The 12,789-nt window shown below is 71.6% G+C and carries 14 protein-coding genes; 3 read left to right on the forward strand and 11 right to left on the reverse strand.

From position 1 onward, the window contains the following. Positions 1–117: 117 nt before the first annotated feature. Together ACZ45Z_RS32635 and ACZ45Z_RS32640 are read right to left on the reverse strand one after the other, a co-directional pair. On the reverse strand, positions 118–1,419 hold the full coding sequence (locus ACZ45Z_RS32635) for a DUF5685 family protein (protein WP_468370313.1): 1,302 nt from the start codon (positions 1,417–1,419) through the stop codon (positions 118–120). A gap of 160 nt (positions 1,420–1,579) precedes the next feature. Next, positions 1,580–2,083, reverse strand: a complete 504-nt coding sequence (locus tag ACZ45Z_RS32640; RefSeq protein WP_468370316.1) for a hypothetical protein — start codon at positions 2,081–2,083, stop codon at positions 1,580–1,582. A 310-nt stretch (positions 2,084–2,393) separates the two neighbouring features. On the opposite strand from ACZ45Z_RS32640, the gene ACZ45Z_RS32645 reads away from it, so the two are divergent. Together ACZ45Z_RS32645 and ACZ45Z_RS32650 are read left to right on the forward strand one after the other, a co-directional pair. Then, on the forward strand, positions 2,394–2,855 hold the full coding sequence (locus ACZ45Z_RS32645) for an SRPBCC family protein (RefSeq protein ID WP_468370319.1): 462 nt from the start codon (positions 2,394–2,396) through the stop codon (positions 2,853–2,855). A 195-nt stretch (positions 2,856–3,050) separates the two neighbouring features. Beyond that, a complete protein-coding gene (locus ACZ45Z_RS32650; protein WP_372486533.1) occupies positions 3,051–3,128 on the forward strand; it encodes a 50S ribosomal protein bL37 in 78 nt (25 codons plus the stop codon). A 148-nt stretch (positions 3,129–3,276) separates the two neighbouring features. Here the strand turns inward: ACZ45Z_RS32650 and ACZ45Z_RS32655 are convergent, their stop codons facing one another. The 6 genes from ACZ45Z_RS32655 to ACZ45Z_RS32680 all read right to left on the reverse strand — a co-directional run bounded on the left by ACZ45Z_RS32655 (position 3,277) and on the right by ACZ45Z_RS32680 (position 7,577). Next, a complete protein-coding gene (locus ACZ45Z_RS32655) occupies positions 3,277–3,675 on the reverse strand; it encodes a VOC family protein (RefSeq protein ID WP_468370322.1) in 399 nt (132 codons plus the stop codon). Between the two features lie 186 nt (positions 3,676–3,861). Further along, positions 3,862–5,148, reverse strand: a complete 1,287-nt coding sequence (locus ACZ45Z_RS32660) for a cytochrome P450 family protein (RefSeq protein WP_468370325.1) — start codon at positions 5,146–5,148, stop codon at positions 3,862–3,864. A gap of 23 nt (positions 5,149–5,171) precedes the next feature. Beyond that, complete coding sequence (locus tag ACZ45Z_RS32665; protein ID WP_468370328.1) at positions 5,172–5,888, reverse strand: TetR/AcrR family transcriptional regulator; 717 nt, start codon at positions 5,886–5,888, stop codon at positions 5,172–5,174. A 199-nt stretch (positions 5,889–6,087) separates the two neighbouring features. Continuing rightward, the gene (locus ACZ45Z_RS32670) at positions 6,088–6,777 is read right to left on the reverse strand and encodes a hypothetical protein (protein WP_468370330.1); all 690 of its coding nucleotides are present in this window, start codon (positions 6,775–6,777) and stop codon (positions 6,088–6,090) included. Positions 6,778–6,780: 3 nt separating this feature from the next. Continuing rightward, the gene (locus ACZ45Z_RS32675; RefSeq protein ID WP_468370333.1) at positions 6,781–7,374 is read right to left on the reverse strand and encodes a sigma-70 family RNA polymerase sigma factor; all 594 of its coding nucleotides are present in this window, start codon (positions 7,372–7,374) and stop codon (positions 6,781–6,783) included. Beyond that, positions 7,371–7,577: a hypothetical protein gene (locus ACZ45Z_RS32680; protein ID WP_468370335.1), complete on the reverse strand. Its 207-nt coding sequence runs from the start codon at positions 7,575–7,577 to the stop codon at positions 7,371–7,373. The genes ACZ45Z_RS32675 and ACZ45Z_RS32680 overlap by 4 nt, the downstream gene beginning before the upstream one ends. 575 nt (positions 7,578–8,152) lie before the next feature. Between ACZ45Z_RS32680 and ACZ45Z_RS32685 the strand changes: the two genes are divergently transcribed. Continuing rightward, on the forward strand, positions 8,153–8,443 hold the full coding sequence (locus ACZ45Z_RS32685) for a hypothetical protein (protein WP_468370338.1): 291 nt from the start codon (positions 8,153–8,155) through the stop codon (positions 8,441–8,443). A 31-nt stretch (positions 8,444–8,474) separates the two neighbouring features. Here ACZ45Z_RS32685 and proP read toward each other — a convergent pair whose 3' ends face one another. From proP to ACZ45Z_RS32700, 3 genes are all read right to left on the reverse strand, one after another. Beyond that, positions 8,475–10,067: a glycine betaine/L-proline transporter ProP gene (gene proP, locus ACZ45Z_RS32690; protein ID WP_468370341.1), complete on the reverse strand. Its 1,593-nt coding sequence runs from the start codon at positions 10,065–10,067 to the stop codon at positions 8,475–8,477. A gap of 204 nt (positions 10,068–10,271) precedes the next feature. After that, on the reverse strand, positions 10,272–11,006 hold the full coding sequence (locus ACZ45Z_RS32695; RefSeq protein ID WP_468370343.1) for a Mut7-C RNAse domain-containing protein: 735 nt from the start codon (positions 11,004–11,006) through the stop codon (positions 10,272–10,274). A 77-nt stretch (positions 11,007–11,083) separates the two neighbouring features. Beyond that, on the reverse strand, positions 11,084–12,553 hold the full coding sequence (locus ACZ45Z_RS32700; RefSeq protein ID WP_468370346.1) for a UDP-N-acetylmuramoyl-L-alanyl-D-glutamate--2,6-diaminopimelate ligase: 1,470 nt from the start codon (positions 12,551–12,553) through the stop codon (positions 11,084–11,086). Positions 12,554–12,789: the final 236 nt, after the last annotated feature.

Consider the following 12,789-nt stretch of genomic DNA (forward strand, 5'->3'; position numbering starts at 1 on the left):
ATCCCTCCGTTACTGTTTGCTGGTTTGTTGGGTGTTATGCTGCTGCTCCCCCCCTCCCCCCCCCCCCCCCCCCCCCCCCCCCCCCCCCCCCCCCCCCCCCCCCGGCCGGGTAGGCGATCAGCAGTCGCAGCAGCAGCCGTCGCAGCAGTCGCACCCGCTGCAGTCGCACCCGCTGCCGCAATCGCAGTTGTCGCAGCAGCCCTCCCGCTTCTTGCGCGACCACGGTCCCTCGTACTCCGACGCGCAGCACATCTGGCAGGTACAGAAGAGCCCGACGGCGACCGCGCAGCCGGCGATGAGCCCCCGGGGCTTCTTCGGCGGCTGCGGGAACTGGGGCGGCCGACCGTGCCCGCCGTCTCCGCCGCCCTGGCCGCCACCGTGGCCGCCGCCTCCGGGGCCCGCGGGTCCGCCCGGGGGCACCGGCCCACCGGCGTACGGGTTCTGCGGGCCGTTCAAGGCTTGCGGGCCGTGCGCGTACGGGCCGCCGGCCGGGGCCCACACCTGCGGACCGCCGCCCTGGCCGTCGTACGGGCCCGGCGTTCCGTGCCCCTGGTGGGAGCAGGCGGCCGTCCCGAAAGCCCGGTCCACCGACCGCCGCAGTTCGTGCACCAGCAGCGCGTGGACCAGGGCGGAATCGGCGAACTCCACGTCGCGCAGCGCGAGTCGGATGCCGTGCAGTGCGTCGTCGCACAGCCGGCGGGCCTGCGCGGTCGTGGCGCCGGTGGCGGTGAGCAGGTTCCAGGCGCCTTCGGCGGCGTCCGCCGCGCGGTCCTCCACGGCGTCGAGGAGGTGGGCCAGCCGTCCGAAGAGCCGGCCCGCCTCGGCCAGCGGCGCGGCGTTGCCCGGCCGTCCCGCCAGCACCGCGGTGTGCGCGAAGGCGGCGGCGGTCGCGGTCTCGGTCGGTTCGGTGATGGCGGTCAGGGGCGTGCCGGGGCCGGCCAACTGCTCGATGCCGACCTGCCGGTCGACCGCGTCGACGAGTACGGCGGTGTCGAACCCGAGCGTGGCACCGGTGCGCGCGCCGGCCCGGTCCCATCCCGCGGCGACCTTGCGCGCGGCGGCGGCGACCGGTCGGCGGCGCAGCAGTCCGTTCCGGTCGGCGACGTGGTCACGTATCTTCGCCGAGGCGAGCACCAAGGACACCGACGCGGCGAGGCGCGCGCCCTCCCCCTTCGCCACCGAAGCGGTGCGCATACCGCGCAGCGGGCAGGGCCCGGCAGTGCGACGCCGGTCGGCCGCGTGGCCGGACTGGGCGTCCGTCAGGACCGAGACGATCAGCCCGTCGTAGTTCGTCACGACGCGGGCGAACTGCCCGTGGTCGCCGCGCAGCGCGAGACAGAGACCGCACAGATGCGCCATCCATTCGGCCTTGAGACCTTGGGACAGGCGATGGGTGCAGGGCCTGACGATTCCGAACACGTGGAAACCCCCGTAAGACGTCGACGGCTGTCGGTCGACAGGTGTCGGCAGCAGCGGGAAATCGTATCCGTAGGGCCGCTGACCTGGTAACTCACCCCACACAGACTTCCGGGTCCGGTCCGAAGCCGCTGCTGACGAGCGCGGAGGTCGAGGAGCTCGGCTACGTGGCCAGCAGGCGGTACAGCGCCAGTGGCGTCACATAGCCGGGCCAGCGGCCGTCCTCGAAGAGGTGGACGCCGGCGTCCTGGTAGCACTGGTCGACGAGTTGGGAGCAGATCATGTGTCCGGTGCCGGCGATGTAGCGGCGCAGGCCCGGGACGGGGAGGTGGATCCGGTGGGCGGCGATCGCCACGAAGTCGAGGAAGCTGTACGGCACTCCCACGTACCGGCGGGACGCGGAGCAGATGTCCGCCCGCCGGCGTTCGGTGAGCCCGGACGGGCAGACGTAGAGCACGCGGGCGTCGGCGTACGCGCTGAGCGGGCGGATGCGCGCGCCGCCCGGCTCCGCTTCGAGGAGTTGGTCGTCGGGCAGCACCAGGAAGGCGTGCTGGTAGTCGGCGAATCCGTTTCCGTTCAGCCACTGGCCGACACGGATCAACCGGCCGACGCGGCCCGCGATTTGGGTGAGCCCTATGTCACCGGGCATGGGGATGGTGTGAATCATGTGCGGCTCCGGGAGACGCGAGAGGGGATTCACAGAGGTGATACCCACCTCGGGTACCGGCGGAACGGCCGGGCGTAGGCCCCTCACCGCCGCCTGCCGCACCTGGGGCAGGCGCCTGTCGGCCACTCTGCGTGACCGCGAGGTGCGGCCCGCCGGTGCCGCGGGGCACGTCTACCGGCAGTGCTGAGGTGCGGAAAAAACCGGTGTCCGAAAGGTCGTAGGCAGGCCGTCACCGGGTACCCGCTGCGCACGTGCGGAGAGCGCACGACAGGCTCGCCGCCTGCCGTAGCCACCAAAAGGAGGCGCAGTAATGAGCAAGGTGAAGGAGACGGTAGAGGTCGAGGTCCCCGTCCACACCGCCTACAACCAGTGGACGCAGTTCGAGGAGTTCCCGAACTTCATGGAGGGCGTCGAGCGGATCACCCAGCTCGATGACCGCCACAACCACTGGAGCACCAAGATCGGTGGCGTGCGCCGGGAGTTCGACACCGAGATCATCGATCAGCTCCCGGACGAGCGGATCGCCTGGCGTACGACCAGCGGCGATACCCGGCAGAAGGGCGTGGTCAGCTTCCAGCCCCTGGACGAGACGCACACACGGGTGGAAATCGTGATGGACGTCGAGCCCAGCGGGGCGGCGGAGAAGACCGCCGACATGGCGGGAATGATCGATCGGCGCGTCAAGGGCGACATGCGGCGCTTCAAGGAGTACATCGAGCAGCGCGGCGGCGAAACGGGAGCCTGGCGCGGCCGGATCCGGCCTGGTGGCTGACTCCTGCCCGGCTCGCCCCGCCCGGACGGGCTCCGGGCGGGGCCGAGTGGGGCCCGGGGCTGGGAATCCGGGGGCGTGGGGGGCGTGCGTGCTGGGTATGCGGCCCCCTGATCACCGGGTGGTCACCGATGTGACAGGGTGGATACCTGACGAAAACGCGCCAAGCACCCGAAGTGCCCCGAGAAAGGAGATGGCATGTCATCGAAGCGACGCCGTAAGAAGAAGGCACGTCGTAAGAACGGAGCCAACCACGGTCGGCGTCCCCAGTCCTGAAGCGGCCCTGAACGGTCCTGGTCGGTCCTGAACGGTCCCGCGTGTTCGGGCGCCGTTCGGACTCGGACCGGGCCGCGCCCGGCGGGTTCCCCGCGTCTGTCGCGCCGTCGGCGCGCGGACGCGGAGAGCCCGCCGGGCCCGCCGGGCCTCAGCGTTCGGCGTCCTGCGGATACCAGCGCAGCTCGACCGTGTTGCCTTCCGGATCCCGGACGTAGAGGGACTGCGCCTCGCCGCGGGCGCCGAACCGGCCGACCGGGCCTTCCAGCACGGTGAACGTGCCCGAGTCGATGACCTCGTGCCAGTCCAGCGGATCGACGACCAGGCAGATGTGGTCCACGTTGGACTCGCCGCGCGGGCTGCCGACCGGGCGGCCGACGAGATCGATGATCGTGGTCGGACTGATGCGCACCGAGGGGAACGGAGCGTCGCCGGCCCGCCACTCGTCCACCCGGACCGGCTCCAGACCGAGCGGTCCGCAGTAGAACTCCAGCGCGCGTTCCACGTCGCCTACATTGAGCACCAGGTGGTCGAAATCCTTGACCCGCATGGGTAAACCTTTCCGCCGTCCGAGACCGGTCCGCTCCGGCCCGTCCGAGGGGACGGGCGCATACGGCCGGGCCGTGACACCAAGGCTATGACCCTCGTGTGCGGTGCGGGCCGCGGGCTCCGGGTGGGGCGACGGCGCCCGCGGACCGGCCGCTCGGCGGAGCCGGGCAGACAGGCCCCGGCCGGTTCAGCCCAGGCGCAGCGGAAGCGCGTTGAGCCGCCAGCTCCCGGGCAGGGCGGCGCGTTCGAGGCGGTCGGCGGGGACGGCCAGGGACAGGCCCGGGTAGCGGGCGAGCAGTTTGCCGAAGGCGACCTCGCCCTCCTGCCGGGCGAGGGTGGCGCCCAGGCAGTAGTGCATGCCGTGACCGAAGCCGACGTGGTTCTCGGCGTGGCCCGCGGGGTGGCGGGTCAGGTCGAGGCGGTCGGGGTCGTCGTAGTGGCGGGGGTCGAAGTTGGCGGCCACCAGGATGAGTTGGACGGCGTCGCCCTTGCTGATGCGGGTGCCGGCGAGGTCGGTGTCCTCACTGGCGTACCGCAGTTGGGTCATGTGGACCGGCCCGCACCAGCGCATCAGCTCGTGCACCGCCCGCGGCATCAGCCCCGGGTCGTCCTGGAGCAGCCGCAGTTGGTCGGGGTGGGTGAGCAGCGCCGCGGTGCCGTTGGATATGAGGTGGGCGGTGGTTTCGTGGCCGGCCAGGACCAGGGTGAGGACCATGGTGACCATCTCGACGTCGCTGAGTCGGCCGCCGTCGTCGTCATGGACCCGGATCAGCTCGCTGAGCAGGTCGTCGGTCAGTGCGGCGCGCCTGATCCGGATGAGTTCGTGGATGTGGTCGACCATCGCCGGGAACGACCTGCCGAGCCGGTCCGGCTGCAGCGATACGAGGTCGGCGCCCCACGCGCGCCACTGCGGGCGGTCCGCCTCCGGGATGCCGACCAGCTCGCAGATGACGGTGATCGGCAGCGGGTAGGCGAAGTGTTCGATGAGGTCGACGACGCCGTCCTCGGCGTGCTCGGGGAGCCGGGTCAGCAGGTCGTCCGTGATCTGCTCCACGCGCGGCCGGAGGTCGGTGATCTTGCGTGCGGTGAAGGCCCGCGACACGAGGCGGCGGAGCCGGGTGTGGACAGGCGCGTCGTTGTTGAGGATGGACCCCAGGAGGTAGACGCGCAGGTGCTCGGCGAAGCCCATCATGTCCATCAGCCGGTTCAGGGGGTCCTGACCGGCGTCGCCCAGGGCGGTGGACGGGTTGTTCACGAACTTCGGGTCGCGCAGGACCGCGCGGACCTCCTCGAAGCGGGTGACGAACCACACGGGTGAGTCGTCCATGAAGCGGCCGCGGACGACCGGGCCCCGCTCGCGCAGCGCGCCGTAGCCGCCGAAGGGGTCGGCGACCAGGGCGGGGTCCATCACGTTCGGCTCGCCGGGGTGTTTGCCGACGTGTACGGCGAGCGGGTTGGCGGGTGATGCGGACATCGTTCGTTCTCCTCCGGTAGGAGTCAGTGACGCAACTGCCGCCGCATCTCGCGGGCGCTGAGCTCTTCCAGGTGCTCGTAGAGCGCGATGACCTCGGGCGCGGCCGCGGTGGCGAGCGCGCGCCGGGAGGCGGCGGGGAGGGACTCGGCCGGGGTTTCCAGCGAGCCGTGGATGGTGTGGGCGAGGGTGCGGGCCCGTTCTTCGGGGGCGGGGGGCGCGACGTCGCCGAGCAGCGCCTCGGTCATCACGAAGCCGGTGACGGTCGCCAACAGGGCGTACTGCTGGTGCGCCACGTCCATGTCGTCGCGTACGAGGTGGTGTGCGCGCAGCAGTTGGAGATGGCGGCGCAGCACCTGCCGGCCCTCGGCCATCAGCTCCCCGAGCTCCTTCACGGCGATGTCGTTGAGACGGCCGAGGAGGTCGGAGTCGACGGTGTGGACGGCGCGGAGTACCGGGTCGGCCAGGAAGCCGCGGTAGTGCCCGCTCATCATCCGACTCGGCAGGATTTCCAGCGGGTCGGCGCGGATGCGCTCCAGCATGCGGCGCTGCTCGCGGGCCTTGCTGCGCAGGACGACGGCCAGCAGCAGGGCGTCCTTGGTCTTCCAGTGGAGGTAGACGGTGCCCTTGCCGACCTTGGCGCGGCGGGCGATCTCGTCGATCGTCACCCGCCGGTAGCCCCAGGCGATCAGCAGTTCGCCCGCCGCCGTCAGGATGCGCTCACCGCGCTCCGTCTGCCCCACGGCCTCCCCCGTCCGCTCCCCCGCGCCCCCATGACGCCGTGACCAGATTTCGCATCCGGTCACGACGTCAAAGGTAGGGCCGTACGACTCGTAGGAGGAAGGTGCGTTTCGGTCAACCGGCGCCCCGCGTACCGGGGTTCGCGTACGCGAGGCCGCCGGCGCGCCGGGAGGTATCCGGGCCGGTCGCCGTCGCCGCACGTCAGAGGGCGTCGGCGAGTTCCTCGATGCGGTCGGCGAGGCAGGGATCGGGGTGGGGGACGCGGCCGAACTCGTCGTCCTCCGCGACGGTCAGCCGGCGCACCGCCGCGCGCAGGGCGGCGCTGGGGCGTCTGCGGGGGTCGTCGGAGACGTGGCGGATGCTCAGGCGGCCGGTTCGCGGGATGGCCGGATTGTCGTCGAGGTCGGCGGCCTGGCCGGCCCAGTGTTCGGCGTCGCGCAGTTCACCGCGCCCCAGGTGCAGGAGGTAGAGGCAGTAGGCGGCCGTGGGGTTGCCGGCGCCGGCGGCGAACTGCCACCAGAACTGGGCGCCTTCGTGGCAGTCGGCGAGGTTGAGCAGGCACGCGAAGTGCAGCGCTCCGTCCGGGTCGATGCGGCGGGTGTTGGCGAGTTGGGCGAGGGTTTCGGCCGCGTCGCTGCGGTGCAGGGCCTGGGCGGAGAGGGCGTGCAGGTCCTTTCCCGCCTGGTCGTGGACGGTGGGGAAGTTACCGGTGGGGGTGGCGGGGTTGCTCCTGGCGATGCCGGCGGCGCGGGCGGTGGCGTTGTCGAACATCAGGGTGTCGGCGACCTCGCGGGCGATCCGCTGTTTGGAGGCGGTGAGGTCGTAGTCGGCGAACGCGTCGGGTATCACGGCGTCTTCCAGGGCTTCGTCGATGCTGCGCGGAGGCCGCATGTGTTACTCCTTTTCGCTGTCGGCGACCACGGTCAGGGGAAGGCCGAGTTTCTTGGCGATGCGCCGCCGGGCCAGGCGCCGGTGGGAGCGGACGGTGTCGCGCTTGACTCCCATGATGCTGGCGACGCGGTCGGAGGGGTAGCCCAGCACGTAGAGCATGACGATCACGTCGTACTGCCGCTCGGGCAGGGACGCTATGGCGGTGTAGAGGCCGAGGGAGGTCTCCATGACCTCGAACTGGCAGCGTACGGATTCCAGGACCGCGCGGGCGGTGCGCTGGAAGGCCGCCGTCTCCACCATCTGCGGGGACATGCCGGCCAGCCGGAGGTGGGTGTCGACGCGGGCCTTGAGCAGCGCCCACGCGTACGCCTCGGGGCTCCTCTCCCGCATCACCTTCGCCCAGTTCAGGGCGAGGTGGGAGAAGCAGCGGCGGACGACGGCGAGGGCCGCGTCCTTGTCGCCGAGCATCGTGTAGGCGTAGTTGAGGTAGGCCCTGACGTAGAGGTCGTGGAAGGCTTCCAGGGCCGTGGGCAGGGTGTACTGGACTTCGGCCAGGTGGTCGCCGAAGTCGTCGGACGGTGGTGTGTCGGTGCTCATGGTGAGACCTCCTCGTCCCGGATGGCGGCGGGCGCGAGGGTCTCGGCCCGGGGGGCGGTGCGACGGTGGTCCTCCACCAGCGCGGCGGCTCCGACGCGCACCCCCGCCCGCAGCAGACGCCGCGTCAGGTGCCGGACGTCCGGGGCGAAGACGCGGACCGCGGTGGCCAACGCCAGCGAAGCGAAAGCATCGTTGAGAGTCACGTCGTTGTGTCCTTCTTCCAACCGACGGCACCCCACCCCCCTTGTGTGGGCGGTGCCGGAGAACGTCACGTCCTCAGGGGCAGGATTTCGGACCGGGGTGGTCAAACGTGCAACGCAACTTTCAACAAAAATACGGAAAGCGATCGTCCTCTTACCGATAGGTGAGCGCGATGCTCTCATGTTGATCGGTGAGTGATCGGACGAGCACCGAAAGATACCGACCTGACCAGGGCGGACGCGGCGAAACGACCCGCCCGGACCCCTCCCGCCGCCCCAGGGCGGCCGATTGACCCTGGTTCAGGATCGATCGGGATGTGGCGCAGGTCACTCAGCCGTCATCGGGTCCGCGCACCCGCCGGGGCGTCCCCCACCCGTCCCGCCCGTGCCATCCCCCCTCCCCCGAATGGAGTAGTCGCGCCGTCGATGCGGGGGGCCGGGTCGGCGGGAGCACCGCGAAGGGCCGCGCCTCCCGGAATTCGCGCGCGTCGATGTCCTGCGCCGTCGCCCCGCCGGTGCCAGACTTGGAGAACTGTGCCCGGCCGCCGGTCCGGGCCCCGTCGCCGAGGGGGGAGCACATGACCTGGGCTTCCTGGACCACCATCGGGATCCACGCACGGCCCGGCGCGGTGCGCACGGAGGAGGGCGGCGCGATCGGCGGCGACCTGACCGTCCACACCACCTGGTCCGAGGATCAGGCCCATGTGGCGGTGCAGTACACCGGCGCCGCGGAATGGTTCACCGTGGCCGGCAGCCCCGTGCCGTGCCACTCCGAAAAGGACAGCCGCGCCTTCCACCAGTCCGTGGTCGACGCGCTGCGCGGTGAGGACGAGGACGCGCCGACGATGGACGAGCTCTTCCGCCACTGAGGCGGTGGTGAGGCGCTACTGAGGCGGCCGGTCAGCGCCGCGCCCACGGGTGGCGTAGCCGGATCCAGACGTCCCGGGCGCGGCGCCCGGCTTCGGCGCGGCTGCCGGCGACGAGCGCCTGGGCCTGTTCCGCGCTCTCCACCATGGGCCCGGAGCCGCGCAGGGGCTTTCCGGCGGTCTCGTGGAGGAAGAACGCCGAGACGAGCCCGATGACACCGGCGGCCATCAGGTAGTACGCGGGCACCAGCTCGCTGCCGGTCGCCTCCATCAGTGCGGAGGCGATCAGGGGCGTGGTCCCGCCGAAGAGCGACACGGAGATGTTGAAGGAGATGGACAGGGCGCCGTAGCGCAGCCGGGTCGGGAAGAGGGCGGGCAGCGTGGCGGCGGAGGTGCCCGCGAAGCAGACCAGGAGGAGGCCCAGGATCAGGCAGCCCAGGGCCGGCAGGAGGATGCCTCCGGTACGGATGAGGAGTACGGCGGGCAGGGCCAGCGCGATCAGGGCGATGCTGCCCGCCATGAAGACGGGGCGCCGGCCCCACCGGTCGGACGTACGGCCCACGGTGGTGATCGTCAGCACCACGATGATCATGGTGCCGAGCACCAGGAGCTGCGCGGTGAGAGCGTCCTCGCCGAGGGTCTCGGTCATGAACGTCGGCAGGTAGGACGTCACCATGTAGTTGGTGACGTTGTAGAGCAGCACCAGGCCCATGCAGATCAGCACCGCCTCCCAGTGCCGGGTGAAGATCTCCTTCAGCCGCCCCTTGCCGGACTGCCGGGCCACCTCGACGGGGTCGTCGCCGCCCGCCGTCCGGGCGGTCTCCGCCATCTGGTGCGCCTGCTCGGCCTCGCGCTGGAACGCCGGGGTCTCCTCCAGCCGCATCCGCATGTAGAGGCCGATCAGTCCCAGCGGGCCCGCGACGAGGAAGGGGATGCGCCAGCCCCAGCGCACCATGTCGCCGTCGGCGAGCGCGGCCGTGAGGACGGTGACCAGGCCGGAGCCCAGGGAATAGCCGACGAAGGTGCCGAAGTCGAGCCAGCTTCCGAGGAATCCGCGTCGTGTGTCGGGTGCGTATTCGGCGATGTAGGTGGTGGCGCCGGCGTATTCGCCGCCGGTGGAGAAACCCTGCACCAGACGGCAGATGAGCAGCAGAATCGGCGCGGTGAATCCGATGGTGTCGTAACTGGGCAGGAATCCCACGGCGAACGTGCTGATCGCCATCATGATCATGGTTGCCGCGAGCACGCGTTTACGGCCGATACGGTCGCCCAGCGGCCCGAACACCAGGCCGCCCAGCGGGCGGACGAGGAACGCCGCGGCGAAGGTGGCGAAGGCGGCGACGACCTGGGCACCGGGAGAGCTCGACGGGAAGAAGACCCTGCCCAGGGTGCCCGCGAGGTAGGCGTAGACACCGAAGTCGAACCACTCCATGGTGTTGCCCAGCGCGGCCGCCGACACCGCGCGGCGCACTTCGGGTCGGTCGGTGACCGTCACATCCGCGGCGCTCAGCGGCTGTTTGCGGCGGCGCAGCAGAATGCGGAGCAGGCGGTCGTTGGCGGTGGTGCCCGCGCGCGGGGGTTTCCGGCTCCGCCGGGGGATCGGCGCATTGCGGCGTCCAGGGCTCATTTCATCCCGTCCATCCCGTCCATTCCGTCAACAGGGCGAAATCGGGTGCCTTGTCATTTCCCCGCATGGTCAGGACGGGTGGCTCATTATTTCCCCGGCTGTTCGTGATCGGCGAAAGGAGGCGAGGGACCGCGTGTCGGGGGGGCCGGGCTTCACGGGGCCGGGTTTCACGGGCCGGGTTTCCGCGGAGACCGCCTGTCGCTTTCACGGGGTGCGGGGTGCGCTGTCGCGCAGCGCCTCCTCGACGATCGCCTCCAGGCGGGCGTGGTGCGCGCCCCGCCAGTAGACCCGCCCGCACGACGCGCACTGCGCGAAGACGTCGTACGTGCGCTGCGTGCCGTGCTGGAGTTGCTCCTGGACCGCGTCCTTGTCGGCGTCCGCCAGCCGGCCGTTGCAGGCGGTGCAGCGGGTCCAGGGGGCGAGCGCGGGCGCGAACCGCCCGAGGATGTCGCGTAGTTGGTCGTCGGGCCGGTCGCTGTAGACGAACGCGCCCGCCCAGAGCTCCCGGCGCCGCAGCAGCCCGCGGTCCCGGGAGAGCAGCACCCGCTGTTCCTTCGCCGACAGCGCGGCCAGGGCGGCGTCACCGGGGTCCTCGTTGGTGTACGCCGCGTCGACGCCGAGCAGCCGCAGCCGCCGCGCGAGGGTGCCGAGGTGGACGTCGAGCAGGAACCGCAGCGGCGCGCCCGGGACCCGCTGCGGACGCTCCACCGCCCGCACCTCGACGCTCTCCCCCGCCCGCGGGACGTGGGAGGCGTGGACGTCGCGGCCGTCGACGAGGAGGCCGCCGACCTCGGTGAGCGGGATGCCGAGCGACTCCACGACGTGCCCGAGCGTCGAGGAGCCGTCGGTCACGACGGGCAGACGGTCGGCGGCGCGGCCCGTACCGAGGAAAAGGCGCAGCTCAGGGGCGATGCTGAAGGGGATTTCGGGACCGTTCACGCCGGACAGCATGCCACCGGGCGGGGCGGTGGGGCCACGGGATTCCCCGTGGCCGACCGGTGGGCGGGCGGGCCCGTCTACGCGGAGAGCTCCCGGACCACGGCCATGTCGCTGAAGGGCAGCAGGTCGTCGCCGACGATCTGGTGCGGTTCGCTGCCCTTGCCGGCCACCAGCACGATGTCGTCCGGCCCGGCGGCCGCCAGCGCGTACGCGATCGCCGAGCGGCGGTCGGCCAGCCGGCGGAAGGGCGTCCCGGTGGCCTCCAGACCGGGCGTGATCTGGTCGAGGATGGCCTCGGGGTCCTCGTACCGCGGGTTGTCCGAGGTGAGGACGCACAGGTCGGAGTGTTCGCCGGCGATGGCGCCCATGGCGGCCCGCTTGGTGATGTCGCGGTCCCCGCCGCAGCCGAACACGGTGATGACCCGGCCGGTGGCGAAGCCGCGGATCGTGGCGAGGACCTTCTCCAGCGAATCCGGCGAGTGGGCGTAGTCCACGATCACGCAGGTGCCCTGGGGCAGGTGGTGGCGCTCGAACCGGCCGGGGGTGGGAGGCATCTTCTCCAGGGCGCCGACCAGCGCCTGGAGATCGTGCCCGAGCACATGGCAGGCCGCCAGGGTGGCCAGCGCGTTGGCGACGGAGTAGCGGCCCGGCACCGGGATCGCCGCGGGGTACTTGCGGCCGTCGTGGTGGAGCGTGAAGCGGCTGCCCGCCGCGTCGACGACGAGGTCGGTCGCCCGGTAGTCGGCCGCTGCGTCCAGGCCGTACGTGGTCACCGCGCCGGGCATCAGGGCGGCGATCCCCGCGCCCACGGGGTCGTCCGCGTTGACGACGGCGTGGCGGCAGAGTCCCTCGAAGAGGCTCAGCTTCGCCGCCCGGTAGTTCTCCATGGTGCCGTGGTCGTCGAGGTGATCCTGGGTCAGGTTGGTGAAGACGCCGACGTCGATGAACACGTGGTTCAACCGCCGCTCCAACAAGCCCATGGACGTGGCCTCCAGCACCACGCTCGTCGTCCGCCGGTCCCGCATGTGACCGAGCAGGTATTGCAGGTCCGGCGACTCCGGGGTGCTCAGCACCGAACGCGGCATGGGGATCTTCGCCGTACCGATGCGGCTGCCCGAGGTGCCGATGACGCCCACCCGCGCGCCCTCGGCGAGGCGCAGCGTCGATTCGATCATGTAGGAGACGGACGTCTTCCCGTTCGTGCCGGTGATCGCCACGACGTCCATCGCGCGACCCGGATCGCCGTGATACCGGGACGCGGCGACCGCCGCGGCCCCCCGGACATCGGCCACCCGCACCACGCAGACCCCGTCGGGAAGGCCCGCGAGCGGCGGGGCGTCGTCGGCGGTGAGCACGGCCACGGCTCCCCGCTCCCCCGCCTGAGCGGCCCGCCCGGGGCCGCCCTCTTCGTGACCGGGTACGGCGATGTAGAGCGAGCCGGGCGTCACCCGGCGGACGTCGAAGGTGATCCCGGCGGTGACCGGCGTTTCCGGGTCGCCCTGGACGACGCGGTGGCCGTGCCCGTCGAGCAGTGCACTCAGTTTCACAACTATCCCCTCGGAGGCGGGTCGCGTGCGCACCCGCCCACCGGCGCGGGAGCCGGGGCGGCGGGGCGGTGGCGGAAGGCGGTGTCCCCACGGGGGGAGATCTGCGTGCGGGTCGAGGGCCGGATCGGCCGAGCACCGTTACCTGTCACTGCCGGAGGGTTGCGTACAGGTGGCCGGGCGGAGCAGGGGCATGCCCGACACCCCCGCAGTGTATGTCCGCCGGCGGGCCGGCCGGT

The organism is Streptomyces sp. NPDC031210 (genome assembly GCF_055570395.1).

Excerpts from the sequence above, each read along its gene's own strand:
- ACZ45Z_RS32685 (WP_468370338.1), top strand. The coding sequence starts at position 8,153 with ATGACCTGGGCTTCCTGGACCACCATCGGGATCCACGCACGGCCCGGC.
- ACZ45Z_RS32640 (WP_468370316.1), bottom strand. The coding sequence starts at position 2,083 with ATGATTCACACCATCCCCATGCCCGGTGACATAGGGCTCACCCAAATC.
- ACZ45Z_RS32660 (WP_468370325.1), bottom strand. The coding sequence starts at position 5,148 with ATGTCCGCATCACCCGCCAACCCGCTCGCCGTACACGTCGGCAAACAC.
- proP (WP_468370341.1), bottom strand. The coding sequence starts at position 10,067 with ATGAGCCCTGGACGCCGCAATGCGCCGATCCCCCGGCGGAGCCGGAAA.
- ACZ45Z_RS32675 (WP_468370333.1), bottom strand. The coding sequence starts at position 7,374 with ATGAGCACCGACACACCACCGTCCGACGACTTCGGCGACCACCTGGCC.
- ACZ45Z_RS32670 (WP_468370330.1), bottom strand. The coding sequence starts at position 6,777 with ATGCGGCCTCCGCGCAGCATCGACGAAGCCCTGGAAGACGCCGTGATA.
- ACZ45Z_RS32655 (WP_468370322.1), bottom strand. The coding sequence starts at position 3,675 with ATGCGGGTCAAGGATTTCGACCACCTGGTGCTCAATGTAGGCGACGTG.
- ACZ45Z_RS32645 (WP_468370319.1), top strand. The coding sequence starts at position 2,394 with ATGAGCAAGGTGAAGGAGACGGTAGAGGTCGAGGTCCCCGTCCACACC.
- ACZ45Z_RS32650 (WP_372486533.1), top strand. The coding sequence starts at position 3,051 with ATGTCATCGAAGCGACGCCGTAAGAAGAAGGCACGTCGTAAGAACGGA.